Origin of the sequence: Streptomyces sp. NPDC127117, assembly GCF_042677325.1 — a bacterium.
Classification (GTDB): Bacteria; Actinomycetota; Actinomycetes; order Streptomycetales; family Streptomycetaceae; genus Streptomyces.
In genome coordinates this window covers 313,365-340,070 of the sequence record NZ_JBHXTM010000001.1, presented here as the reverse complement: position 1 = coordinate 340,070, position 26,706 = coordinate 313,365, and the positions used below count along the sequence as shown (strand labels likewise).

The following is a 26,706-nucleotide window of genomic DNA, read 5'->3' as shown; positions in this document are numbered from 1 at the left end:
CCAACCAGCCAATCCCCAACCGGCCGCACAGTAAAGGAAGTTGCAACAGTCCAGGTGAACGATGCCTCGTCTGAAAAGAATTCAGCCGTTCTCCTCCTGCCTCGCCCTCCACTCGCGACCGACGGGCTCGATAAAGCAGTTACCGATCGCTCACTTGAACCTTGACCGGTGAGTAACCAGGCCACTACCTTTCAATCCGCTTCGAACACACGCTTCATATCGGCGTTCCGCGGTGGGCTTTTCCCTGCAGGAAGCCGGTGAGCCGCCTCGTCTGTACAGAACCCCCCACCGTGCAGTCTCACCCTTGATTCGGAGAACGATGAACTCCGCTGTGCGTTCCGAAGAAATGATCATCGGCATCACCCCGTTAGGTGAGCCCGATGCCGGGCTCACCCTGGCGGTCTGCCGGGCCGGCGGTCTCGGCGTGCTCGACCTCGGGCCCGGCGACCGGAGGGCCCGCGAGGCCCTCGCTCAATTGCGGCGCACGGCTTCGGGCAGATTCGGCGTCCGGGTCGACGCGCGTTGCCGACTCACCCCGGCCGACCTGGATCCGGACGGTCCGCACACCGTGGTGCTCACGGTCGCAGCGGCGGCCGGGGAAGCAGGCGCGGACTGGACGATCGCCGGGCTCGCGGCGCGCTTCCGCGTACTCGTCGAGGTCACCGGCCTGGAGGACGCGCGGCACGCGTTACGCGCCGGGGCGCACGGTCTGATCGCCCGCGGCACCGAGTGCGGCGGCCGGATCGGCGAGTTGAGCACCTTCGTCCTGCTCCAGCAGCTCCTTGCCGCGCCCGAGGTGACCCGGCCCGTGTGGGCGTGCGGCGGCATCGGCCCGCGAACGGCCGCCGCCGCGGTGGCCGGCGGAGCTGCCGGCGTCGTCCTCGACAGCCAACTCGCGCTGCTCGCCGAGTCGGCGCTGCCCGAACCTGTCGCCGCCGCGCTGCGCACCATGGACGGCTCGGAAACCGTCGTCCGGGCCGGTCACCGCCTCCTGCTGCGGCGAGGCCCGGACGCCCCGCGCCTCGCGGAGGGTGCCGGGCCGCAGGAGGTGGCGGCGCTTCTGGGCGGGCGGGATCCGCGTACCCAACTGCTTCCGGTGGGCCAGGACGGCTTCCTCGCAGCCCGGTTCGCCGAGCGGTGGGGCGATGTGCGCCGAACTGTGCGCGCGTTGCGGGAAGCGGTGCTGGGCGCCGTCCGGGACGACACGGCCGCACGGGCGCTGCGGCCCGGGTCGCCGATGAGCCGGGCGCTCGGAACCCGGCTCCCCGTCGCGCAGGGGCCGATGACAAGGGTGAGCGACGGACCCGCCTTCGCCGCCGCGGTGGCCGCGGACGGAGCACTGCCCTTCCTCGCCCTGGCCCTGGCGGACGGCGCGCGGACGCGGACGATGCTGACCGAGGCGCGGGACGCGGTGGACGGCCGGCCCTGGGGCGTGGGGGTCCTCGGCTTCGCGCCGGAGGATGTGCGTACGGCCCAGCTCGACGCCGTACGGGACGTGCGGCCGACTCACGCGATCATCGCCGGTGGGCGGCCGTCCCAGGCGCAGGCCCTGGAGCAGGACGGCATCCGGACGTTTCTCCATGTGCCCTCACCGGGGTTGTTGCGGCAGTTCCTCCAGGCCGGGACACGCCGGTTCGTGTTCGAGGGCTCGGAGTGCGGCGGGCATGTGGGGCCGCGCGGCAGCTTTGCGCTCTGGGAGGCCCAACTGGCCGTCCTGGAGGATTTCCTGGAGAGCCACGAGGCCGAAAACATCGAGGTGTTCTTCGCGGGCGGAGTGCACGACGAGCGGTCGGCGGCGATGGTCGCCGCTCTGGCCGCGCCGCTGACCGCGCGCGGCGCGGCCGTCGGTGTGTTGATGGGTACCGCGTATCTGTTCACCGAGGAGGCCGTATCCCGCGGGGCGGTCCGGCCGCTCTTCCAGCAGCAGGTTGTGGAGGCCGAGCGCACCACGCTGCTGGAGTCGGCGCCGGGGCACGCGACGAGGTGCGTGCCGAGCCCCTTCACCGTCGGCTACCGCGACCAGGAGTCCCGGCTGCGCGCCGAGGGCGTGCCGGACCGGCGGATCTGGGAGGAACTGGAGAGGCTCAACGTCGGCCGGCTGCGCATCGCCAGCAAGGGCGTCGACCGATCCGCCGACGGCCGCCTCACGCCGGTCGACGAGCGGCGCCAGCTCGCCGAGGGGATGTTCATGGCCGGCGAGGTGGCCGTGCTGCGCTCGGTGACCACGACCGTCGCCCTGCTGCACGAGTCGGTGACCACCGGCGCCGCCGAGCATCTCGCCCGGCGGACGGCGCAGTGGGCTCCGGCGAGCGAGGTGCGCGAGCCGGTCGCGCCCGCTCCGCTCGACGTCGCCGTCGTCGGCATGGCGTGCATGTTCCCGCAGGCGCCCGACCTGTCCGCCTTCTGGGCGAACGTGGTCGCCGGAGTGGACGCGGTGAGCGAAGTCCCGCCCGAGCGCTGGGATCCGGCCGTCCATCATGGTCGGTCCACCCCCTCCAAGTGGGGCGGCTTCCTGCCCCGCATCCCCTTCGATCCGCTGCGCTACGGCATCCCGCCGGCCTCGCTCGGCAGCACCGAACCGGTGCAGCTGCTGTCCCTGGAGGCCGCCCGGCGCGCTCTGGAGGACGCCGGATACGGGGACGGGGGACGGGAGTTCGACCGCTCCCGCACTTCCGTGGTGTTCGGCGCCGAGGCGGGCAGCGATCTCTCGAACGCGGCCACGCTGCGGGCGGTGCTGCCCTCGTACTACGGCCGCGTCCCCGCAGGTCTGGACGACCAGCTCCCGGGACTCACCGAGGACTCCTTCCCCGGCATGCTCGCCAACGTCATCTCGGGCAGGATCGCCAACCGGCTCGATCTCGGCGGCGCCAACTACACCGTCGACGCCGCCTGCGCCTCGTCACTGGCCGCGGTGGACGTCGCCTGCAAGGAGCTGGCCGGCGGCACCTCCGACGTGGTGTTGTGCGGTGGCGCCGACCTGCACAACGGGATCAACGACTACGTCCTGTTCTCCTCCGTGCACGCCCTGTCTCCCACCGGCCGCTCACGCGCCTTCGACGACTCGGCGGACGGCATCGCGCTCGGCGAGGGCATCGCCTGCGTCGTCCTCAAGCGGCTCGCGGACGCGGAGCGGGACGGCGACCGGATCTACGGCGTCATCAAGGGCCTGGGCTCCTCCAGCGACGGCCGCTCACTCGGTCTGACCGCCCCCCGGCCCGAGGGCCAGCGCTCGGCGCTGGAGCGCGCCTACCGCAACGCCCGAGTCTCACCGGCCGACGTCGGCATCGTCGAGGCGCACGGCACCGGTACGGTCGTCGGCGACCGTACCGAACTGCGCATCCTCAGCGAGGTGTTCACCGAGGCCGGGGCAGAACCGGGCAGCTGCGCGCTCGGCTCGGTGAAGTCACAGATCGGCCACACCAAGTGCGCTGCCGGTCTCGCCGGAATGATCAAAACGCTGCTGGCTCTGTACACCGGTGTCCGGCCGCCCACCCTGCACGTCGAGAATCCCAACCCTGCCTGGGAGGCGGACACCAGCCCCTTCGCCTTCCACACCGAGGCCCGTCCATGGGCGGCGCCCGCGGAGGAACGGATCGCCGGAGTGAGTGCGTTCGGCTTCGGCGGGACCAACTTCCACGTGGTGCTGGCCGCACACGCCGGTGGCGTACCGCCCGTGCGGGGACTGGACGCCTGGCCGGCCGAACTGTTCGTGTTCCGCGGACGGGACGAGGCCGCGACCCGCCGGGCGATGGAGGAGCTCCTCACAACCGCTCAGCCCCGGAACCGGTCGTGGCGGCTCCAGGACCTCGCGCTGAGCGCGGCCCGGCGGTCGGACGCCAGCGGCGATCCGGCCCGGGTCGCCATCGTGGCGACGGACGTGGACGACCTGGTCGAGAAGTTGCGGCGGGCCCTGGCCGACCCCGGCGAGCATGCTCCGGCACGCGGCATCCACCGGGCCGGAACCGGCGACTCGGGCGGCGCCAAGGTGGCATTTCTCTTCCCCGGCCAGGGCAGCCAGCGCACCGGGATGCTCGCCGACCTGTTCGTCGCCCTTCCCGAGCTGCGCCCCCATCTGGAACTCGCCCGCGCCCACGCCGACACCCTGTATCCGCCCGCCGCCTTCGACGACACCCAACGCGAGCGGCAACGGGCCGCGCTGACCGACACCCGCGTGGCCCAGCCCGCCCTCGGTGTCACGGGACTCGCCGCGCACGCCGTGCTCACCTCGGCGGGCGTGCAGCCGGACATGGCCGCCGGGCACAGCTATGGCGAATTGGTGGCACTGTGCGCGGCCGGCGCACTGACCCCCGGGACGCTGCTGGAACTGAGCGAGGAGCGAGCAGCGGCGATCCTTCAAGCCGCGCAGTCCGCCCAGGGCGAAGGGAGCGATCCCGGGACCATGGCCGCAGTCTCGGCCGGCGCCGAGGACGTGGCGCGGGCTCTCAAGGAGGCGTCCGCGCCGGACAGTGTTGTGGTCGCCAATCGCAACTCGCCCGGGCAGACGGTGATCTCGGGACCGACGGACGCCGTCGACGAGGCCGTCCGGCTGCTGCGCGAGGCCGGTCACGGTGCCAAGCGCATCCCCGTCGCCTGCGCGTTCCACAGCCCGCTGGTCGCCGCCGCCTCCGACCGGTTCGCCGCGGCGCTCGCGGCCCGGCCGGTGCACGCGCCCGAATTCCCGGTATGGTCCAACCGCACGGCCACCCCGTACGCCGCCGACGGGGACGCGGTGCGGGCCGAACTCGCCGCCCAGATCGGTGCCCCGGTCGCCTTCGTCGAGCAGATCGAGGCGATGTACGAAGCCGGGGCACGCGTCTTCGTGGAAGCCGGCCCCGGCTCGGTTCTGACCCGGCTGGTCGGGCAGATCCTCGGCGATCGGCCGCACCGCACGGTGGCCTGCGAACCCCGGCCGGGCAGCGGCCTGCGCGGCTGGCTCGACGCCCTGGCCGAGCTCGCCGTGGCGGGGCTGCCGGTGCGCGTCGGCTGGCTGCTGCGCGGCCGGGACGCGGTGGACGCGGCACGTACCCCGGCACCGAAGATCCCCGGATGGACGGTCGACGGACAACTGGTCCGCACCGCCGATGGCGCCCTACTCACCGGTGCGCTCGCACCGGCCCGACGAGTCACGGAGACCCTGGAGACGACTGTGACGACGAATTCCCCGCACAGTGCCCCCTCCGACAAGGACACGCTCATCTCCGAATTCCTGCGCACCAGCCGGGAGATGATCGCCGCCCAACGGGACGTCCTGCTCACCTACCTCGGATCCGCCCCGGGCGCGCAGCCCGTCCCGTCCCAGACGGCCCCGCAGGTGATCCGGGCCGTGCCGCAACTGCCCCCGGCGCAGCCGCCGATGAAGGAGCCGGAACAGGGCACGCCGACCACCGCCGTGGAGCCCGCCGGAGCGGCCGACGTCCAGCGGGTCGTTCTGGACATCATCAGCGAGCGCACCGGCTACCCCGTCGACATGATCGAGCCCGACCTCGACCTGGAGGCGGACCTCAGCATCGACTCCATCAAGCGGGCGGAGATCGCGGGCGAACTGGCCCGGCGCCTGGGTGCCGGATCCGACCTCGCCGCGCTGGACGACGACGCGCTGGAGGAGCTGGCGAAGGCGCGGACCGCCGCCGCGGTGACCGACTGGCTGACCGCGCGGATGGGCGGGCCGGCCGAGCGGCCCGCCGTCCCGGCGGCGGTGGAGCCCGGTCCGGACGCGGTCACCGCCGAACCCCCCGGACGGTACCTCCTGCGCCCGGTCCTCCTCGACGACCCGGCCGACGCCCGGACCGACCCGTCGTCCGCTCTCGCGGGCACCCGCTGGATCCTGCTCGGCGACGCCCCCGAGGTCGCAGCCCGCCTCGCGTCCCACGGCGCCGAGGTCGACGCACGGGCCCGGGACCACATCCTGACGGACAACGACGGCCCGGTGGACGGCGTGCTGTGGCTGGGGGCCCTCGCGGGCACCGACGACATGCCCTTGCTGCCCGCCTCGTTCCCCGTGCTGAAGGCCGCCCTGGCACTCGCCCCGCGCTGGCTGCTGGCCGTGCGGCCCGCCGACGGTGAGGCGCCCGACCCCCGGACCGCGGGGCTGCGAGGTCTGTTCCGGACCGTGGTGCACGAGTATCCACAGACGGTGGCCCGGGTCGTCGAGGTGGCCGACGCCTCGCCGTCCGCGCTCGCGCACGTCGTGGTCGCCGAGGCCCTCGCCCCGGACCGGACGCCGGTCGTGCTGCGGACGGCGGCGGGCCGGCACGGGTTCGAACTGGTGGCGGCGCCGCTCGGTGTGCTCGGCAGCACGGGCGCCGGACCGGCCGGGGCGGGCACCTCGGAGGCCACGGCGCTCGGCCTGGACCAGGACTCGGTGGTGCTGCTGGCCGGAGGGGCGCGGGGCATCACCGCACAGTTCGCCGCCCTGCTCGCCGGCGCCGCACGCTGCCGTCTGGAACTGCTCGGCCGCACTCCCGCCCCGGACGGGCCGGAGGCCGAGGACACCGCGTCCGCGCGCACCCCGGCCGAGCTGCGCGCTGCGCTCGCCGCCCGCGGCGGACTGAAGCCGGCCGAGATCAACCGCACCGCCGAACTGTTGCTCGCCCAGCGGGAGATCACGGCCACCCTGACCGAGATCAGCGCACTGGGCGGCCGGGCCCGCTACCGGTCGGTCGACTTCCGCGAACCCGACGCCGTACTGCAGGCGGTGAAGGAGATCCATGCCGAGCACGGCCGGCTCGACGGCGTGGTGCACGCCGCCGGTGTGATCGAGGACCGGCTCATCGCCGAGAAGAGCACGGAGTCCTTCCGACGTGTCTACGCCACGAAGGCGACCGGCGCCGACGCCCTGCTCACCGCATTGGAGGAACTGCCCGCACCGCCCGCGTTCACCGTGCTGTTCGGCTCGATATCGGCCGTCCTGGGCAATCGCGGCCAGGTCGACTACGCGGCCGCCAACGACGCGCTGGAGACCCTCGGCGCGGCGTTCGCCGCCCGCACCGGACGCCGCGCGGTGACTGTGCACTGGGGCCCCTGGGCGCCCTCGGCCGGTCACACCGGCATGATCGGGGCCGAACTGGCACGGGAATACGCCCGGCGCGGCATCCGGCTGATCGATCCGGAGGAGGGGACCGCGGCACTGCTGCGGGAGCTCGCCTGGGGCGAGGAGTCCGCCACCGCCGTCGTCCACACCGCCTCGGGCTGGTGACGGTCGTGGTGGAGCCGCCCCGCGGTCTCGGCGCCCAGGTGATGGCCGCGCGACAAGTGCCGGTGGCCATCGTCGGGATGGCGGTGCTGCTGCCGGGCGCCGCGGACCTGGACGCCTACTGGCGCAACCTGCGCGACGGTGTGGACGCGATCGGCGAGGTACCGGACGGGCGTTGGGACGCCGAGAACTACCACCCGGGCACCGCCTCAGACCCGGCCGTAGCGAACCAGGTCTACGCCCGCCGCGGCGGGTTCGTGGACGGGCTCGCGCAGGTGGAGGTCACCCGGTTCGGGATCATGCCGAACTCGGTGGCCGGTACCGAGCCCGACCAGCTCATCGCCCTGCACGTGGCCTCGGCCGCCCTGGACGACGCGGGCGGCCCCGATCGCCTTCCCGACCGGGGCCGGGTCGGCGTCGTTCTGGGCAGAGGCGGCTATCTCACGCCCGGTCTGGTCCGGCTCGATCAGCGAGTCCGAACGGCCGGCCAACTGGTCCGCACACTCGGGGAGTTGCTGCCGGACCTGACGGGGGACCAACTCGGAAGAGTCCGACAGGCGTTCACCGAGCGCCTCGGTCCGGACAGCCCCGAGTCCGCGATCGGCCTGGTGCCCAATCTCGCCGCCTCCCGGGTCGCCAACCGGCTCGATCTGCGCGGGCCCGCGTACACGGTGGACGCCGCCTGCGCCTCCTCGCTGATCGCCGTGGACCAGGCCGTGGGCGAACTCGCCTCCGGGCGGTGCGACGTGATGCTCGCCGGCGGCGTCCACCACTGCCACGACATCACGCTGTGGAGCGTCTTCTCCCAGCTGCGCGCACTCTCCCCCAGCCAGCGCATCCGGCCCTTCCACCGGGACGCCGACGGCATCCTGATAGGTGAGGGGACGGGCGTTGTCGTCCTCAAGCGGCTGGCCGACGCCGAGCGTGCCGGAGACCGGATCTACGCCGTGATCCGGGGTACCGGCGTGGCGAGCGACGGACGGGTGGCCGGTCTCATGAACCCCGAGCCCGGTGGTCAGGCGCAGGCGGTACGGCATGCGTGGCGGGCGGCCGGGCTGGACCCCGCCGAGCCGGGCTCGGTCGGCCTGCTGGAGGCGCACGGCACCGCGACCCCGGCCGGTGACAGCGCCGAACTCGCCACACTCGCCGAGGTGTTCGGCCCTGGAGACGGTGACGCGGTTCTGGGATCGGTCAAGTCGATGATCGGGCATGCCATGCCGGCCGCCGGGGTCGCCGGTCTGGTCAAGGCCGCGCTCGCCGTCCACCACCGCACACTCCTTCCGACATTGCACTGCGACGACCCGCACCCCGCCCTGGCCCGCACCCGGTTCCGCACCCTGGAGAAGGCAGCCGACTGGGAGACCACAGCGCACGGACCCGTTCGCCGGGCCGCGGTCAACGCGTTCGGCTTCGGCGGGATCAACGCGCACGTGGTGCTGGAGGAAGCCCCCGGCGTGCGCATGCCCCGCGCGAGCGTGCCGGCCCGCCCGGTCCTCAAGGTCGCCGAGCCCGAGCACATCCTGCTGCTCGCGGCCGACTCCCCGGCACGCCTCGCCGCCCTGCTGGACGCAGACGACGACACCGTACGGGCCGCCGGCCTCGCCCCCGGCCACCCGCACCCGGAGGCGGGCCCCGCCCGTCTCGGCATCGTCGCCCCGACCGCCAAACGGCTCGCTCTGGCCCGCCGCGCGGTCGCCCGGCAGCGAGGCTGGCACGGACGCGGTGACGTCTGGTTCCGGCCGAGTCCCCTCCTGGGCGCCGGCCACGGCCGACTCGCATTCCTGTTCCCGGGGCTGGAGGGCGAGTTCACTCCGAAGGTCGACGACGTGGCCGCCCATTTCGGTCTGCGTGCCCCAGCAGTCGACGGAGACCGGACCGACGACGTGGGCCGGCACGGTCTCGGCGTGGTCGCCGTGGGCCGCCTCCTGGACGCGGCGCTGCGCCGCAGCGGGATCGTGCCGGACGCGGTCGCCGGACACAGTGTCGGCGAGTGGACGGCCATGGCGGCGGCCGGGCTGTATTCCGGCGACGAGGTCGACGCGTTCATGGCCGCCTTCGACCCCGCCTCGGTGACGGTCCCCGGTCTCGCCTTCGGCGCGATCGGCGCCTCCGCCGAGCACGTCCTGGCCGCCCTGCACGACGAGGGCGGGAGCGGTGCGGGGCTGGTCCTCTCCCACGACAACGCACCCGGTCAGTCGATGGTGTGCGGTCCGCAGGCGGCGGTGGAGGACTTCGTACGGGCGCGTCGCGCCCAGGGGGTCCTCAGCCAGGTCCTGCCGTTCCGCTCGGGCTTCCACACGCCGATGCTGCGCCCCCATCTCGGACCGATCGAGGAGGCCGCCGGCCGGTTCCGCCTGCATCCGCCGCACACCCCGCTCTGGTCGGGTACGACCGCCGCGCCGTTCCCCGAGGACGAGAGGGGGATCCGGGCTCTCTTCGTCCGGCATCTGCTGGAACCCGTGCGGTTCCGGCAGCTGACCGAGGCCCTGAACGCGGCCGGTCACCGGGTGTTCGTCCAGGCCGGACCCGGTCAGCTCGGCTCCCTCGTGAGCGACACCCTGGGCGGCCGCGACCACCTGGTGGTCGCCGCCAACTCGCCCCATCGCACCGGCCTCGCCCAGTTGCGCCGGGTGGCCACCGCGCTGTGGACGGCGGGTTCCATGGTGGCGCCCTCCTTGCAACCCGCCGAGGCGACGACCACGAATCGACGGCCACCGGTGCGACTGGACCTCAGCGGTGCCCTGGTGTCCCTCTCGCCCCAGCGGCTCCCCGCACTGCGGGCCGAGCTGCGGGCGCCCGCGCGTGCCCCGGTCCCGGCCGGCTCGTCGCCCCTGGACTCCCTCGCCGAGAGTTCCCCGGTGGCCGCCGAACTGAGCGCCCTGCTGAGCGAGACCGCGGACACGGCAGCCGCCCTCATGAACGCGAGGGCGAAAACGTCTGCGCCGGCCCCGTCCGCCGGGTCACGGCACACGACCGTCCGCGTCTCGACCGACACCATGCCCTACCTCCTGGACCACTGTTTCTTCCCCCAGCGGCCGGGCTGGCCCGAAGTCGCCGACCGGTGGCCGGTCGTCCCGGCCACGACGATCGTGCAGCACATCGTGGACGCCGCGCAGAAGACGGTCCCCGGCGGGCTGCCGGTCGCCGTGCACGGCGCGCGGTTCGACGAGTGGCTCACCGCCACCCCGGCCGTCGACGTGCCCGTGACCGTGACGCCTGAGGGCGCGGGCCTTCTCGCCGTCTCCTTCGGCCCGCGGGCCCGGGCCACCGTGGAGCTCGCCGCCGCGTACCCCGCCCCGCCCCCCACCCCGTGGGCCATCGATCCCGGAACCGAGCGCGCCCCCGACCACACCGCTGCCCAGCTCTACGCCGAGCGCTGGATGTTCCACGGCCCGGCGTTCCAGGGCGTCGGCGAACTCACCGCGATCGGCGACCGCCATGTGCGCGGACGTCTCACCACCCCTTCCGCGCCCGGCGCGCTGCTGGACAACGTCGGCCAGATCCTCGGCTACTGGATCATGGCGACCCGTTCCGAACGCACCGTCGTGTTCCCGGTCGGAATGCGGGAAATGCGGTTCTACGGGCCGCATCCGGCGCCGGGAACAGAGGTGGAATGTCTGGTACGCATCACCTCGCTCACCGACGCTCTTCTGGAGGCCGACGTACAGCTGAGGGCCGGGGGCACCGTGTGGGCGGAGCTGTACGGCTGGCAGGACCGCCGCTTCGACAACGACCCGCAGACCCGGCCCGTCGAGCGCTTCCCGGATCGCAACACCCTGTCCGAGCCGCGCCCCGGCGGTTGGCGGCTGCTGCACGAGAGGTGGCCGGACCTGGCGTCCCGGGAGCTGATCATGCGCAACTCCCTGGGCAGCGCGGAGCGCGCGGAGTACGCGCGCCACGCGCCACGCGGACGCCGGCAGTGGCTGCTGGGACGCATCGCGGTCAAGGACGCGGTGCGGCAGTGGCTGTGGGACCACGGCGAGGGCCCCGTCTTCCCGGCGGAACTGCGGGTGCACAACGACGAGAAGGGCCGCCCGTACGTCACCGGCGTGCACGGGCGGGTCCTGCCCCCACTGGACGTCTCGCTGGCCCACTGCGCGGAGGCGGCCGTCGCGATCGTCCGACCGCACCGGACCGGCCCCGACCCCGGCATCGACATCGAGGAGGTCACCGATCGCACCCCACAGGCCCTCGCCGCCGCCCTCGACGGCGACGAGCTGCGGCTGCTGCACCGCCTGTCGGCCGACACCGGCGAGAGCGAGGCCCTGTGGTTCACCCGTTTCTGGGCGGCCAAGGAGTCCGTCGCGAAGGCGGAGGGCACCGGATTCGGCGGCCGGCCGCGGGACTTCACCGTGCTCGACGCGACACCGGCCGGCGACCGGCTGACCGTCGCGGGCCGCCTGGAACGCCCCTACACCGTGCACTGCGTGCCGGCCACCAACCCGCCCCGGCTGCCGGAGCGCGCGTACGCAGTGGCATGGACGACGGGAAACCCGACCGCTAAGGAGTACGACGCCCGATGACAGCTCCCACCCCCCGTATCCCCGTCACCGCCGACGAGGACTCCGTCCTCGCCGACCTCACCGGCATGCTGGCACGGCTCCTGGAGGACGAGTACGGCCTCGACGACGTCGGGATCGGCATGACGACGACCTTCAACCGTGACCTGGAGCTGGAGAGCATCGACCTCGTCACCCTCGCCGGGCTGCTCCAGGAGCGGTACGGGGACCGGGTCAACTTCGCGGAGTTCCTGGCCGGTATGGAGTTCGACGAGATCATCGAGCTGACCGTCGGACGGCTGGTCGAGTACGTCGTGACCAGTCTGAAGGCCGGGGAGGCGAGCTGAGCCATGGTGATGGTCGACACCGGCGCCGCCCGGTTGCACGTACAGCGGATCGGTCCCCGCGAGGGCCGGCCGGCCCTCGCCACCGTGGTGCTGGTGCACGGTCTGCTCACCGACAGCCTGGCCAGCTACTACTTCACCGTCGCACCCGCGTTCGCGGCCGCCGGTCTCGATGTCGTCATGTACGACCTGCGCGGCCACGGGCGCAGCGAACGCCCTGCCGAGGGCTACACGGTCGAGCACAACATCGACGACCTGGAGGCGCTGCTCGACCGGCTGGCGGTGACCGGTCCGGTACATCTGGTCGGCAACTCCTTCGGTGGCACGATCGCGTTCGGCTTCGCGGCCCGGTGCCCAGAGCGGGCGGCGAGCGTGAGTCTCATCGAGTCCGAACCGGCCACCGCCGCCTGGGCGAAGAAGCTGGAGGGCATCCTGGACCGCGTCGTGACCCAGCTCGCCCACAACGAGCCCGACGCGATCGCCTGGATCAGCACCCACCGCGGGCACAACACCGCGCGCCTGGCCAAGGGAGCGGCCCGACTGGCCCGCGAGACCACCCTCGGCCGGGACATCCCGGCCAGCAGTGTCCTGACGGCCGGCCAGATCGCGGCAGTGCGCTGTCCGGTGCTCGGCCTGTACGGAGGCGACTCCGATCTCGCCGAACTCGCGCCCTGGCTGGCGTCAGCGCTTCCGGACTGCCGGACGGTGGTGATCCCGGGGCACGAGCACTCGGTCCTGGTGGAGGCCTCCGGGACGGTCGGCGGGCATATCCTGGCGCTCGTCGAGGAGACCGGCCGCGCCACCGGGCGGGTGGCGGCGGAGGTGGCCGGGTGAGCCGCTTCCTCTTCGTCGTGCCGCCCCTGGTCGGGCACATCAACCCGACCGTCGGTGTCGCCGCCGAACTCGTCGCGTCAGGACACGCGGTGGCGTGGGTGTGTCCCGAACCTGCGCTCGTCAGCCGACTCGCGGGCCCCGGGGCCGGGCCCGTCATGGCGTGCGCCGGGGCGCCCCGGGGTGAGCGGCCGGCGGAGCTGCGCGGTCCGGAGGCGCTGAAGTTCCTGTGGGAGTGGTACCTGCTGCCGCTGGCCGAGGCGATGGCCCCGGGTGTCCGGGCCGCTGTCGAGACGTTCCGGCCGGACGTCGTCGTCGCCGACCAGCAGGCATTCGCGGGCGCGCTGATCGCGGAACGGCTGGGCCTGCCGTGGGCGACCTCGGCGACCACGTCGGCCGAGTTCACCGACCCCCTCGCCGGGCTTCCCAAGGTCGGCCAGTGGTTGCAGCAGCGGCTGGCCGCGCTCCGGGAGGCCGTAGGGGATCCGTCGGGCACGGCCGACCCCCGCTTCTCACCGCATCTCGTCCTCGCGTTCAGCACACCCGAGTTGGCGGGTTCGGCGCACGACGGGGTCTGCTGGGTCGGTCCGTCGATCACGGCGCGTCCGTCCACCGCCACTTTCCCGTGGGAATGGCTCGACGCCGGCCGCACCACCGTCCTGGTCACATTGGGCACGGCGAACGCCGATGCCGGCGGCCGGTTCCTCGACGTGTGCCGGAGCGCGCTGAGGGAGCGGGCCGACCGGGTGCAGGCGGTGATCGTCGATCCCGGTGGCGTGCTCCCGGCGCGGGACGGCGACAAGGACGTGCTGATCGTGCCGTCCGTGCCGCAACTCTCCCTTCTGGAAAGAGGCGTTGGCGCAGTCGTCTGCCACGCCGGCCACAACAGTGTGTGCGAGGCGCTGTGGCACGGGGTTCCGCTTGTGGTGGCTCCCATCCGCGATGACCAGCCGGTGGTGGCCGGACAGGTCGTGGACGCCGGGGCCGGGGTGCGGGTCCGGTTCGGGCGGGCCACGGTCCGGAAGCTGGTCTCGGCGGTCGACTCCGTCCTGGACGACTCCGGATACCGCGTCGGGGCCGACCGGATCCGTACGGCGTTCCGCTCCGCGGGTGGGGCCCGTGCCGCCGCGCTCCGGCTCGGCGAACTGGACGAGACCTTCCGGCAGCCTGCGGGCATGAAGGGAGGGTGCCCGTGATCATCTGTGACGGCGAAGCCGGACACCCCGGCGACCGCACTCCACAGCCCAGCCGGTCGGCCGTCAGTGTCCCGATGACCTCGCTGTGCGTCAGGCGGGCAAAATCGCGGCCCGGGAAGGCTCCGCCACATCCCACGCGAGCGGCCACGACTTCGACAGACACTCTCGCGCACCGCGAATCAGCCGATCCAACGCCACGACGTACGGGAACAGCCAGGGAGTTCAGATGAGCGAAGAGACCGAGTCCGCTGTCCGGATCGCCCGGCTGCGGCCCGCCTACCAGGCGGACATCGCCGTCGGCTGGGAGAGCTTCTTCGAGCCGCGCCGCCCCGACTGCCCATGGTGCGGTTCGCAGGAGCTGACCACCCGGCTGCGCACCACCGACCTGCTCCAGCACAAGCCGGGCCGTTTCGTCCTCGACCGCTGCGAGGGCTGCGGTCACACCTTTCAGAACCCTCGGCTGAACGCGCAGGGACTGGATTTCTACTACCGGGACTTCTACGACGGGCTCGGCGAGAAGAAACTCGGTGACACCTTCGGGGGCCGCACCAAGATGTACCGGGGGCGGGCTGAGTCGATGCTGCCGTACGACTCCGCGCCGAAGAGATGGCTGGACGTCGGGACCGGGCACGGCCACTTCTGCGCGGCTGCGCGGTCGGTGCTGCCCCACACCGTATTCGACGGCCTCGACTTCACCGACGGCGTCGAACTGGCTGAGCGGGAGGGCCGGGTGGAGCGTGGCCACCGGGGCAGCTTTCCCGACCTCGCACCCGAACTGGGCGGCCACTACGACGTGGTGAGCATGTTCCACTACCTGGAGCACAGCACTGAGCCCGATCGTGAACTGCGCGCCGCACGGGAGACGGTACGGCCCGGCGGGCATCTCCTCATCGAGGTGCCGGACCCCGAGAGCCGGTACGCCAGGCTGCTGGGCCGTTGGTGGCTGCCCTGGCTCCAGCCGCAGCACCTGCACTTCGTCCCGGTGGCCAATCTGCGGCAGCGGCTCACGGAGATGGGCTTCACAGTGGTCGCCGAACAGCATGCCGAGCCGCACGACCCGGTCGACCTGCTGGCCGCCGTATGGCTGGCGCTGGACCATGCGGCGCCGCGTGACGATGCGCCGTGGCTGCCCGAGCCACCGAGTCGGCTGCGCCGCACGCTGCGCGGGGCGCTGCTGGTCGCAGGCATTCCGGCGCTGGTCGTGGGCACCCTGTTGGACCGGTTCGCGGTGCGGCCGCTGTCGTACCGGCTTCGGGTGTCGAACGCGTACCGGATCGTGGCGCGGCGCGACTGACGGCTGGGCACGGTGTCTTCTCGACCCATGGGGTGTACGGCCTTTCCGGCCTCGCGGTGTTGACAGCAGTCCGGTCGCGCCCGCCCCCGGAACTGCTCGTCAGAGCTGGGGCACCAGCCGGAGGTACCGGGAGTGAGGGCGCATCTCGACCTACCGTTCGGCCGCGCGCTGTGAAGGGGGCGTCTGACGGGCATCCTGCCTGGTCGGGTGCCCCTTTGCTGTGTCTGGAAGAAGCCCGGCCTCTTCGGCGAGTACGACACCAGGAGGTTCTTCGTCTGCCGGTGGTACAGGCGTCACGCGTCGCTGACCTGTGCAAAACGCGGCCATATACGGCTTGTCGGAGCCGTTGGCCCGGGTGTGGTCCCGATCTTGTCCTCAGCGGGACGCGCCTGGCTATCCTCCGACGCTGCCCCTCGGCTCGTGGACTGCTCCACGCGGATGTGCTGGCCTGCCCGGCGCTACGGCGAGGTGGGCAGGTGCGGGGGAGCGGAGCACGAGCAAGCAGCGGGCCCCGGAAGCCGGTGCCGCGGCTGGTGTAGAGGAAGGTGCGGGCGCCGTGGTGGCCAAGGCCGACGACCATGTGCGCTATGGGTGTTACGGGCGATGTCTGCACGCTGAGATGACGCTCGTTCTGATGGGGCGTCACCTGATTGACCGTGCAGGTCGTGCGGGGCGGACGGTGCGCGGGGCTTTCTCCGTTCCCGGCGTCCTCCTCTCGGGACCGGGCGACGGGCTCTCTGCCGTAGCGGCGGAACCGAGCATGGCACCCTCACCGTGCTCAGGCATCTCGGCATATTGCACAAACTCCGACGTCGCTGCTTGCCGTGATTGCGCAGAGACAGGTCTCGAACCGTGCTTCAGGATGTGCGACCAGACAAGGCGTGAGCCGGATGAAACATCCAGTTCACCGTGACGACATCGGGAGTCCGCTGTGCTCTGGAGAAAACTGCTCGTCCCCCTGACCTCGCTCCTGCTCCTGCTGACGGCTTCTGCCGGCGCTGGATCGGCAGCGGCGTCCACCGGTTCCCCCGCCGGTGCCAGTGCCGAGGCGGCCGCGGCCGACTACGGCGCTCCCGGCCCCTACGCCACCGCGGTGGAGGTCGGGGCGGTGACCACCCTGTACTACCCGCGTGACATCGCGACCAGCGACCGCCGCCACCCCGTGATCGTGTGGGGAAACGGCACCTTCGCCTTCCCGGTCGTCTACCGCGACCTGTTGCTCCACTGGGCCAGTCAGGGCTTCATCGTCGCCGCCGCCAACACCCCGCAGTCCAACCTCGGCATCTCCATGCGCGCCGGGATCGACCTGCTCACCCGTCGCAACGCCGACCACAGCAGCCCCTTCTACGACCGTGTCGACCTTGAGCACATCGGCGCGTCCGGTCACTCGCAGGGCGGCGCCGCCGCCATCGTCGTCGGCGCGGACCCGCGCATCGACACCATCCTCCCCATCCAGCCCGGGCCGCTCGCCGACATCGACGACGTACACGTACCCGCGCTCCTCCTGGCCGGACAGAACGACAGCATCGTCTTCCCCTTCCTGGTCAAGGCCTTCTACAACGACGCCGACCACATACCGGCCATCTACGGGGAATTGCGCGGAGCCGATCACTTCACGGTCGTGGGTGATCCCGGCCCGTTCGCCGCGCCCACCACCGCCTGGTTCAAGGCACAGCTGATGGGGGACCAGACGGCGCGTGCACAGTTCTTCGGGGCCGGCTGCGGGATCTGCACCGACAGCGGCACCTGGTCCGACGTCCGCCGCAACGGCCTCGCGAGCCGGTGAACCGCTCCCGGAGGTCCCTTCCGCTGTGACCGGCGGCCGTCCCGATCCACGCCGCCCGCCCCTGACGCTCCCGCGACCAGGGGCGGCCGGCCCCGTTGCCACATGGAAGGACCGCCAAGGACCTCATTGCGACCGGACCGGACAGGGTCCGAGGCTGTTTCCACAATGGGATCTCCACCTGTCCCGGCATCCGCAACGCCGCCCCGCCCCTCGGCGCTCCCGCCCCGGTCGAGTCCTGGGAAGGGGTACGAGATGCTCCTGAGTACGGGCCGACTGCGCCCGAACGCCCCTACCGCCCGCCCTCGACCGGCTGATACCCGATCCGGGCATCGCCGGGGACGACGGTCTCGACCTCAGCGTCCGGACCCCATCCGTCGGAGAGGGCCGGCTGCCCGTCATGGTCTGGATCCACGGGGCTCCCCGCGCAACGGCTCGGCGAACCTGCCGCTCTACGAAGGGGGATGACTTCGCGCGCGACGGGTGGTCCTCGTCTCCGTCAACTGTCGGCTTGGCGTCGAGGGGTTCGGGGTCTTCCCGACACCCCCGTCAACCGGGGCCTCCTCGACCGGATCGCAGCCCTGATCCGGGTCCGCGACAACATCTCCGCCTTCGACGGAGACCCGGCGAACGTCACCTTGCGCGGGGAGTCCGCCGGCGCGATCGGCGTCGCGGCCCTCATGACCGGCCCCGGCGCGTCATGGTCTTCGACCACACCCTGGCGCCGGCCCTGTCCTCGAACCCCGGCATGCGGAACTCGGCGCCAGGCTCCGACAGATGTCAGGCCGGGCGCTCGCCGACGTCGGCCGTGGTTCATCCGCTTTCCGCTGCTCCTGCGGATCCCTGCCATCCGGTGACCCCGTGCTGATCCGCGGGCCTCGCCAGGTCCCTGGCGACGAGCGCCGCCTGGATCAGCCGCGCCTGCGCGGGAACCGCGAGGTCGAGGCCCGTCAGCGCGCTCACTCGCTGCAACCGGTAGTCCAGGGTGTTGCGGTGGACGCACAGCTCCAACGCCGTCTGGCGGCGGTTGAGCCCCCGCTCCACGAACACGCGCAGCGTCTCGAGCAGGTACGGATGCTCCTCCAAGGGGTCGAGTTTGGCCGCCAGCCGCACCAGGCCGTCCCCGGGGCGCGCGAGCTGGTGCTCCAGCAGCACGTCGTCGAGGCGGTAGCACCCGGGCGGGCGTCCCAGGCGGCGGACGAGATCCAGCACGCGGCCGGCCTCCTGCGCCGCCGAGGGGATGGTCGCCGGCACGGAGGAGCGGGCGGCGGCGGCGCGCACGGGCTGCCCCACGTCCTTCTCCAGCCGGGCCACCAGGCCCGGCACGTCGGACCTGCCCGGCAACAAGGCGATCCGAGCGACGTGGTCCATCAGCACAGGGATCCCGGTGAAGGCGTCGAGCGAGGACTGCACCAATCTGCTCGGCGGGTCGGACTCGAACGCGAAGGCAACCACCTCGCACTCACCCACCACGGTCACCCGCGCCACGCCCGCCAGCTCCTCGTACGGCCGTCCTGCTATCAGGGCGCCGAGCAGGGCCCGCCGTACGCGCTTGTTCTCGCTGTGGAGGTCCTCCTGGGCATTCTGGTGGGCGAGGACCACCGCGGGCAGCGCGGCGTGCAGCCAAGCGAGCAGCTTGCCGCCCGCCCCGGCCAGCTCACCGGGCTCCGCGACCTCGGTCAGCGTCTGCCACCACACCTCGGCGCCGATCAGGTACGCGGCGATCACCGCCTCCAGGGGGACGCGCTCCTCGGCCCGGCGCGCCGACCACTCGATGAGCCGGGTCAGATCGCCCGGCCTCAACGGCTCCCCGCCGCCGTCGCGCAGGGCCCTGAGCAACAGCGCGTGCACCGCCGCGATGGACCGCGCCACCTCGCCCTGGAGGGTGGCGCGGGGCAGCGCCCCGTAGAACGGCGACTCCGCCGCGCAGCGCGCAACCACGACGGCCGTGAGGTCACCGACCCGGGCGGCCATCCGGGCGTGCAGGTCCGACATCGGCGCATCGTTACACCGCCCCGGCCGTGCCGTCAATCGGAGCCCCGGGTCCGGCGGCGCGGGCAGTGCGTCGGGCGTGTCCCCGAACCGCTCCCGGCCGCCAACTCGTCGACGAAAGCGGCGACGTCACGTGGCACACCCGTAGCACTCTGGGGGCATCACTGTCTGGACAGCGACAAGCCCGACATACACACCGTTGCGCTTCCCCGGTCAGTGAACTTCGACCAGGAAACAGGACTCCACAAGCACTACTTCCGCCACTACGAGCCCGGGTCCGGTCGACAGTGGCCGGCGCCCGGGGGTGAGCATCGACCGGTGGCTCCGCATCTCCGACGTCCTTGTTGCCGGCAGTGTGCGGGAATGCCGTCGACACCCGTCGAGCAGGGCCGACCCGTCTCGGCCGTGGCGTTCGTCTGACGCTCCGGGCACGTGCGGGCCGCTTCTCGGGAGAGGCCATACTGCGTCTGACCTCCAGGCTCCCTGAATGTCACTTCCCGTGGCGTGCTTCCGATGACCGCGCACGTGGAGTGCGTGGCCGTCCTCGAACCGGCCACGAAGAGCTCTGAAGCAGGCGTCTCAACGCCTCGTACGACGGAGAACGGGGCGGGGCTGTGTATGCCACGAGCAACTGGCCGGGGTGGGTGTCGACGGTGAACTGCTGGACGTCCAATGTGAGCCGGCCGACGACCGGGTGAATGTATGTCTTCGTGAGCTGCCGCGGACCTCGCACCCGGTGACCCGCCCACCAGATACGGAAGTCCGGATCCCGTGCCGTGAGTTCCCCGATCAGCTCCGCCAAGGCCGCGTCATGAGGCGCGCGGCCGGCTTCCATCCGCAGCGTGGCGACACACTCGCGGGCGACCGGGGGCCAGTCCGCGTACAGGGAGCGGAAGGCGCCGTCGAGGAAAGTGAGCCGGATCAGGTTCCGCTGCGCCGCAGGCAGCACGGCGAAGTCGGTCAGGAGGGCTGCCGCTCCCCGGTTCCACGCGAGGACGTCCATGCCGCGACGCAGCACCAGGGCGGGTACATCGTGCATGGTGTCTAGCAACTGCTCCAGGCGAGGCGCGACTTGATGTCGCCCGGGTGAACTCGGCGAAGGGGCGGGCGCGACGTCGGCCAGAGTGAAGAGATAGGCCCTCGCGTCCGCGGCTAGCTGCAACGCGTCGGCCAGCGCATCCAGTACGGCGCGAGAGACCCGACAGTTGCGCCCCTGTTCGAGCCGGACGATGTAGTCGACGCTGACATGGGCGAGCTGGGCCAGTTCCTCCCGGCGCAGGCCCGGTACTCTCCGCAGCCTCCCGTCATCGGGAAATCCCGCCTGCCGTGGGTCGCACTCCGCGCGTCGGGCCCGCAGGAAGTTCCCCAGCCCGCTGCCGAGATCCGCGGCGTCATGGTCTGCCATGCCTCCAGTGTGGTCGCTGCCGCGACGACATGCCTGGTACTGGGCTGCATAGGCACAGTCGTCCCTGGCGGGGCCGTACCGACGCGGGAGACGGTGGGACCGAGGTCGCCGGATCCGGGGACCGGACGCCCGGCTCGGGCATACATCCCTACGTCTTCGACGGGAGTGCATCACCATGCGCAGCGACGTCACATTCCCCAGCAACGGGCTCAAGCTGGCCGGCCATCTCTACACGCCCGACGCCCCCGCCTCCGGTTGCCGCCCGGCGATCGTCGTCGGCCACCCCGGCAGCGGGGTCAAGGAACAGGCTGCAGGGCTCTACGCCCGGCGCCTGGCCGAGCGCGGATTCGTCGCGCTCGCCTTCGACGCCGCGTATCAGGGCGCCAGCGAGGGAGAACCGCGCGGTCTGGAGGACCCGGGCCAGCGAGTGGAGGACCTCAAGGCCGCGGTCTCCTTCCTCTCCACCCGCGAGGAGGTCGACGCCGGCCGGATCGGGGCACTCGGGATCTGCGCCTCCGGCGGCTACGCCCTGGCCGCCACGGCCACGGACCACCGCATCCGGGCCGTCGGCACGGTGAGCGCGGTCGACATCTCCCGGCAGTTCCGCCTCGGTGCGGACGGCACCCAGGACCCCGACGTGTTGCAGAACATGCTCGCCGAAGCGGCAGCGGCCCGTACCGCTGAGGCCCGCGGGGAGGACGTCCAGCGTTTCCCGCTCTTCCCCACGACCGAGGCCGAGGCGCGCCGCGCCGGCCCTCACGTCCATGAGGGCTGGGACTACTACTGCACGCCACGCGCCGAACACCCCCGGTCCGCCAGGACTCTTACCTGGACCAGCGTCGACCGCATCGCCTCCTTCGACGCCTTCCACGCCGTCGGACTCATCGCGCCACGTCCGCTGCTGATGATCACCGGACGCGAAGCGGTGACATCGTGGATGAGCGTGGAAGCACTCCAGAAGGCCGATGCCCCGAAGGAACTGCACTGGATCGAAGGCGCCGTACACAACGACCTCTACGACAAGGACACCTACGTCACACCCGCCATCGACCGGCTGGCCGAATTCTTCGGAGCGCACCTGGAGCCGTGAGAAGCCCAGGTCCCCGGGCTCCAGCGGCGGTACAGCTCGACCGCCGCGAGGAGCGCCTGTCCGGCTTCGCGGCGGTCGTGGCCGCACAGCGTTGTCTGGAGGCCACGCGCCTGTTCCGGCGCGATGTTTTCGAGGTGGCGTACTCCGTGCGGATCCGCGCCGGCCTTCAGGGCGACCAGGGGGCCGAGCACGGTTCCACGCAGAAGGACCAGGAATCCGATGGTCTCGAACAGTTCACCGCGGCCGAGCTTCGTCGCGCCGTAGTGCACCCAGACCCGGAAACGGTCCTCGATCCACTGACGGTTGAAGGGTGCAGTGCTCGGTGGCAGCCGGGTGAGCGCGGTCGCCAGGGTTCCGCCGCGGCCCCGGCGGATCTCCGGGTCCTCGGTCCGTAAGGCGAAGTCCGCGGCCCGGACGAACTTGAAGTCCACATGCAACAGGGGTGGCCCGACCAGCGTGACAGCCGAGCGCGGCTCCCGGACGTGCTCTCCGTGAATCCGGCCACCAAAGAGCTCCAGGAGCCGACGAGTGCGAGCCGCTTCTGCATCACGGTGTCGTACGCGTCGTCGGCGATGATCAGCATCAGGTCCACGCCCGAGTAGGAATCGGGGTAACCCTTGGTCAGTGACCCGGTGATAGCCACGCCGGTCATGCGCGCATCCTGCCGGATCCGCGGGAGCGTGTCGTCGGGGAACTGGCTGTACGAGGAGGGCACACTCATCTGCTTTCCTTCCGGTCGGAGCGAAGCAGATCAACGCAAGACGCTGGACGACCCTGATTCGCGACCGAAATGGCTCACTCGCAATCGGGCGGGGCGCCGTTCCCCGGGCTGCCGCCTGCCGTTCTGCTGATCCCGAGGCCGGGTCAGCGGTCGGTGCTGCCGGGCGCGATCTGCTGCATGAGACTGATCACGTCCGGGGCCACCCACGCTTCGGCGATCTTGCCGTACGTAGCCGCCCCGCCGACATATTCGCCGCCAAGCGGGGCCACGCTGAGCCACGACGAGGCGGCGGCCGTCGCGCTTGCCGTGCTGACTGTGTGGCAGGCGCGCGTCAGCCATGCCGCGTTGCAACGGGGCAGCACATCCTGATGCACGGGGGCGCCGGGGGCGTCGGCACCTTCGCCGTACAAAAGGACTTCGTCACCGGCCTCGCGCACAGCAGGTCATCGTCTTCCGCCACTGCTCGTCCGTGATACGGAGGAACCCGCCCGGCCGCGCCGACGCCGAGCCCACGTAGTTCACAAGTACGTCGATCCGGTCCCCGACCGCGGCGACGGGCCGCCCGGCGTCCTCGGCCCCCGGCGACCCCTGTGCACCGCGCGCCTGGAGCGCGAGGTGAAGAGGCGGTGGCAGCCGCGGGTCCAGACCAAGGCCGGGAGGAAGGCGACGACGACTGGCGGCATGCTGCGCCTGTCACCAGAATCGGTAACACACCGTTTCCGGGGTGCGGCCATAGGGGGCAGTTTGTGGCGCAGTTTGTGGCGCGCGCGACCAGGACGCAACCGGAGCCCGCCGAACGGCCGATCGCTCGCCGCGTTGCCGCGTCACCCCTCGCCCGGACACCTGATTCATGACACCCCCGTGGGGCAGGACCCGTGTACGGGTGGTGCGGTCCGGCAGCACGTGACTGCCGACGGATGTCAGCAGCCGCGTGCGGCCAACTTGGCGAGTTGTCAGCTGGTTCGGGTCATGGAAGCTGCCGGATGCCGAAGGCGTCGTAGACCAGCCATGATCCGCCGGTTGTGGTGAGTGTGATGGTGTTGTCGCCGGCCTTGAGGCCGGCGGCGGGAAGGGTCACGTTCAGCGTGGACGGCTTGGTGTTACTGGCGGATGTGGCGCCACCGCCGCCGCCGGCCGGGGTCTGGACATTGCTCAGCTCGGCGCCATTGAGACCGATCGTGAGCGCGGGCGGGGCAGTGGGGTTGGTGTCCTGCAGCCAGGTGGTGAACGTCAGATCGCTGCTCGGCGCAGTGGCAAGACTGAAGTTCAGCGTGAATGTGTGCGACTTGCTCCCGGCCCAGGAGTCGCGAGGCCCGGGCTGGATGTAACTCCAAGCGGTGGCCGGGTTGCTCACAGCCGCAGTGAAGGTGACGTCATTGGGGAACGTCGACGGATAGGCACTGTATCGATTCGGCGCCAGCGCGAACTCATGGCTGCTGGCATCGGTCTCCCCGGCCATCATGATCGCCTTGCCGACGGTCGCCGGCACGGTACGGCTCGTGGGGAACTCCCCGTTGGCGGACAGCGTGACCGTTGCGTGGCCGAACGCGTCCTGGGCCGGGGTGATGGAGAACGTGACGGTCTTGGAGTCCCACGCATTCAGGGTGACCGGCTGCGGCTGGCTCACATTCCACCCGGACGGCACGTCCATCTGCACCGTGACATCCGTGCTGCCGGCCGTATTGTTGGTGACCTTCACCGGGACCGATGTGGAGTGCCCGGTTACCAGACCGTCCAGGCCTGATGCGGTGACATCGACCGGGTTGTACCCGACGCGGATCGTGCTGGTGCCCTCGTCGTTGCTCTTCGCGTTCTTGTAGGTGGCCTGCGCCGACAGTGCCTGGTCGCCAGGTTCAGCATCCGCGGGCGCGGTGACCGCCCAGGTGGTCCTGATCGACTGGCCGGGCTTGAGCTTGGTGACCTTGGCGGGCGAGGTGGCTTCAGCCGTCCAGCCGCTGGGCACGGTGAGGACGACGGAGGCATTCGACAGCGCCATCGGACTGACGTCGTTGGTGTAGGTGCTGGTCACCGTGACGGTGTCGCCGGGCTTGACGAACGAAGGCCTGCCGACCGTGAGCGAGTGCTCCGCGTTGTAGCCGGGCACCACCCACTTCTGGCCGGTCCTGCCGTCGCAGTCCCGCAGCTCCGCCGGGTCTCCGTTGGCGGTGTGCGGGCCGGGGACGGTCAGGCAGAGGCCGGATGCCGGGGTGAGCAGGGAGCCGTCGGTTCCGGGCTGCCAGGTCTGCGCCGGGGTGCCATCACAGTCGGCGAGTCCGGTCTTCCCGGCCGCGGTCGCCGTCAGGCATTTGTCAGCGTTGCGGATCGTGCCGTCCGCGTGCCTGGCCCACTGCTGGGTGGCAGCGGATTTGCAGTGCCGGAGGCCGAGTTCGCCCGGCTTCGCCGGGTTGGTGACGTGGTTCTCCAGACATCGTCCGTCCATGCCCTGCAAGCGGTCGGTCTGCGACAGATCGAACGCGTCAGTGATCGTCGGGATGTTCGCGTCGGCCGTGTGGTTGATGTGGTCCAGGCCGTACATGTCCAGCAGCGTCTTGAGTACGTTGTAGTGGTTGATGCGCTCGCTGTACTCGCCGGCCTTGGCCATCGGCCCGACCATGATCGTCGGGATTCGGTTGACCGGGGTGAAGTTGTCCTCGTCCCAGGTCAGCACGAACAGGCTGTTGTGCGTCCTGGCCCACTGTATGTACGAGTCGAAGGTCTTCTTGAGGAAGGCGTCGCCCTGCGCGAGGGTTCCGTCATGCATGCTCTGCTGGCCGTTGCCCACGTAGAAGGAGACGGTGGGAAGGTCCTCGAAACCCTCTGGCGTGCTCGGGAACTGCTCCTGCCGCTTGTCCATCGGGTTCAGGCTGCCCGCGGTACCCGGTGTGGTCTTGTAGCGGAGCCACTGCGTGGGCTTGGCCTGGTTGGCGTAGTTCGCGAAGGTGTACCCGTGGGTCGCCAACTGGTTGGGGAGGTTGTCGGTGTCGACGGACGACGGCGCGGGATATTCGTTGGTCTTGACGATGTCCGAGGCGGACAGCAGCGAGTAGTAGTTGGGCAGGCTCGGGTGCTGGAGGCCGTACGAGTCGGTGAACGACGCACCCTGAGCTTCCAGGGACTTGATGTACGGCACCTGGTCCTGGGGCCTGGTGGACGGGTTGTTGAGGATGTCGTCGTAGCCCTTGTTCTCCATCATCACCATGACGACGTGGTCAGGCTCGGGAACCTCGGGGGAACCCACGGCCGCCGCAGGCGCGGCGACCGAAGGTGTGGCGTCCGAAGACCCGGCGTCCGGAGTCTCCGCGGCCGCGGAAACGGCCCCCGGAAGGGCGATACATGCCAGCAGGGCCGAGGCAATGACGCCTCGGATGCTTGGGCGCGCTTTGCGCATGCTGATTCTTCCTTGTTAGGGCGACAGCACACGCGCCGGTATCGCGGCGAAGGCCACCGCAAAGGCAAACAGTGATGTTTCCGTTGTGCTGTCGCAGCCATTCATGGCAGCCAGCAGCGTAGGAACGTCCACTCCCACCGTTTCAAACCAAAGATGAACTTCTCAAACACAGCCGGACAGGTATGGGTCACCGATACCGCTCCGAACGCTTCGTAACGGACTCAAAGTCCGGAGTCACCCCCGGACGTTCGCATGCTGGGGGACTGAGCCGGTGGGCGGAAGCGGCCAGACCCGTTCCTGGACGCGGCGCCCCCGTGATCAGTGTGGACACCAGAAGGTACGGATCGCTCATCAGAAGTCGGACGGCGCTCCGGGCCGCCGTGACGCCACGCCCAGGTCATGTCTTCGACAGGGGGCAACAGTCATACCGGGCCCGGGGGGTCAGGAGCCTCGTTTCAGGGCCGGGGAAGGTAGCTGGGCGCGCAACCTCAGGGACGCCAACCGGACCAGATCGTTCCGAGTCAGTTCACGCTACGTCTTCTCGACCAGGGCGTATGCCCCTCTAAGTTTGGTGAGCTGCCGTCACAAACCGCATACCAGAAGATTTCCGGAGGTAATACATGCCCGGATGGAGTCCGCCACGGCGCGGCTTCGCCGTCTTCTCGACCGCCATCGGCCGGGCCACCATCGCCGCCGACCTGCGGGTCGGACTCGGGGGCCCCGACCAGCCGGTCATTGCGGTGCCGGTGGGCACGTCGACGCTTGCTGTCCAGGCCGCGCCCGCGTCCTGCATACCCGCATATGGGTCGGGTGACCATGTACGTCAGTGAGAGCCGCGGCAGCACTCCCGCAGCGACCGCGCCGACCGCCCCGGGGTTTTTTACCCGGGGGGCGGCGGTGTAGGCCGCCCGGGCCCGGCGCGGGCCCGGGCCGATACTAAACCACAAAAACTGGGAGTTTGTGACCCCCCA

At 71.3% G+C, this 26,706-nt stretch carries 16 protein-coding genes; 10 read left to right on the top strand and 6 right to left on the bottom strand.

The features are described 5' to 3' along the window. Positions 1–319 precede the first annotated feature (319 nt). The 7 genes from ACFVH0_RS01565 (at position 320) to ACFVH0_RS01535 (ending at position 17,142) form a co-directional block, all read left to right on the top strand. Positions 320–7,195, top strand: coding sequence for an SDR family oxidoreductase (locus ACFVH0_RS01565; protein ID WP_385817406.1), 6,876 nt, complete (start codon positions 320–322; stop codon positions 7,193–7,195). Positions 7,196–7,236: 41 nt separating this feature from the next. Further along, complete coding sequence (locus ACFVH0_RS01560) at positions 7,237–11,715, top strand: beta-ketoacyl synthase N-terminal-like domain-containing protein (protein WP_385817509.1); 4,479 nt, start codon at positions 7,237–7,239, stop codon at positions 11,713–11,715. Next, positions 11,712–12,038 (top strand): acyl carrier protein, encoded by a 327-nt coding sequence (locus tag ACFVH0_RS01555; protein ID WP_385817405.1) that lies wholly within the window; start codon positions 11,712–11,714, stop codon positions 12,036–12,038. The genes ACFVH0_RS01560 and ACFVH0_RS01555 overlap by 4 nt, the downstream gene beginning before the upstream one ends. A gap of 3 nt (positions 12,039–12,041) precedes the next feature. Then, the gene (locus ACFVH0_RS01550) at positions 12,042–12,869 is read left to right on the top strand and encodes an alpha/beta fold hydrolase (protein WP_385817404.1); all 828 of its coding nucleotides are present in this window, start codon (positions 12,042–12,044) and stop codon (positions 12,867–12,869) included. Then, positions 12,866–14,062, top strand: coding sequence for a glycosyltransferase (locus ACFVH0_RS01545; RefSeq protein ID WP_385817403.1), 1,197 nt, complete (start codon positions 12,866–12,868; stop codon positions 14,060–14,062). Before ACFVH0_RS01550 ends, ACFVH0_RS01545 begins: the two co-directional genes overlap by 4 nt. Before the next feature lie 226 nt (positions 14,063–14,288). Beyond that, the gene (locus ACFVH0_RS01540) at positions 14,289–15,356 is read left to right on the top strand and encodes a class I SAM-dependent methyltransferase (RefSeq protein ID WP_385817402.1); all 1,068 of its coding nucleotides are present in this window, start codon (positions 14,289–14,291) and stop codon (positions 15,354–15,356) included. 931 nt (positions 15,357–16,287) lie between these two features. After that, the gene (locus ACFVH0_RS01535; RefSeq protein WP_385817401.1) at positions 16,288–17,142 is read left to right on the top strand and encodes an alpha/beta hydrolase family protein; all 855 of its coding nucleotides are present in this window, start codon (positions 16,288–16,290) and stop codon (positions 17,140–17,142) included. 289 nt (positions 17,143–17,431) lie between these two features. Here ACFVH0_RS01535 and ACFVH0_RS01530 read toward each other — a convergent pair whose 3' ends face one another. Next, positions 17,432–17,554, bottom strand: a complete 123-nt coding sequence (locus ACFVH0_RS01530; RefSeq protein WP_385817400.1) for a hypothetical protein — start codon at positions 17,552–17,554, stop codon at positions 17,432–17,434. 49 nt (positions 17,555–17,603) lie between these two features. On the opposite strand from ACFVH0_RS01530, the gene ACFVH0_RS01525 reads away from it, so the two are divergent. Further along, a complete protein-coding gene (locus tag ACFVH0_RS01525) occupies positions 17,604–17,996 on the top strand; it encodes a carboxylesterase family protein (protein ID WP_385817399.1) in 393 nt (130 codons plus the stop codon). Here ACFVH0_RS01525 and ACFVH0_RS01520 read toward each other — a convergent pair. Further along, a complete protein-coding gene (locus ACFVH0_RS01520) occupies positions 17,953–19,134 on the bottom strand; it encodes a PucR family transcriptional regulator (RefSeq protein ID WP_385817398.1) in 1,182 nt (393 codons plus the stop codon). The genes ACFVH0_RS01525 and ACFVH0_RS01520 overlap by 44 nt on opposite strands. Before the next feature lie 487 nt (positions 19,135–19,621). Further along, positions 19,622–20,536 (bottom strand): helix-turn-helix domain-containing protein, encoded by a 915-nt coding sequence (locus ACFVH0_RS01515; RefSeq protein ID WP_385817397.1) that lies wholly within the window; start codon positions 20,534–20,536, stop codon positions 19,622–19,624. A 175-nt stretch (positions 20,537–20,711) separates the two neighbouring features. Here ACFVH0_RS01515 and ACFVH0_RS01510 point away from each other — a divergent pair, with 175 nt between their 5' ends. Further along, complete coding sequence (locus tag ACFVH0_RS01510) at positions 20,712–21,626, top strand: alpha/beta hydrolase (protein ID WP_385817396.1); 915 nt, start codon at positions 20,712–20,714, stop codon at positions 21,624–21,626. Here ACFVH0_RS01510 and ACFVH0_RS01505 read toward each other — a convergent pair. The 3 genes from ACFVH0_RS01505 to ACFVH0_RS01495 form a co-directional block, all read right to left on the bottom strand. Further along, entirely contained in the window at positions 21,566–22,057 is a 492-nt protein-coding gene (locus ACFVH0_RS01505) for a hypothetical protein (protein ID WP_385817395.1), read from the bottom strand. The genes ACFVH0_RS01510 and ACFVH0_RS01505 overlap by 61 nt on opposite strands. Positions 22,058–22,490: 433 nt before the next feature. Beyond that, a complete protein-coding gene (locus tag ACFVH0_RS01500; protein ID WP_385817394.1) occupies positions 22,491–22,784 on the bottom strand; it encodes a hypothetical protein in 294 nt (97 codons plus the stop codon). Between the two features lie 530 nt (positions 22,785–23,314). After that, complete coding sequence (locus ACFVH0_RS01495; protein ID WP_385817393.1) at positions 23,315–25,546, bottom strand: alkaline phosphatase family protein; 2,232 nt, start codon at positions 25,544–25,546, stop codon at positions 23,315–23,317. 809 nt (positions 25,547–26,355) lie between these two features. Between ACFVH0_RS01495 and ACFVH0_RS01490 the strand changes: the two genes are divergently transcribed. Continuing rightward, positions 26,356–26,565 (top strand): hypothetical protein, encoded by a 210-nt coding sequence (locus ACFVH0_RS01490; RefSeq protein WP_385817392.1) that lies wholly within the window; start codon positions 26,356–26,358, stop codon positions 26,563–26,565. Positions 26,566–26,706: the final 141 nt, after the last annotated feature.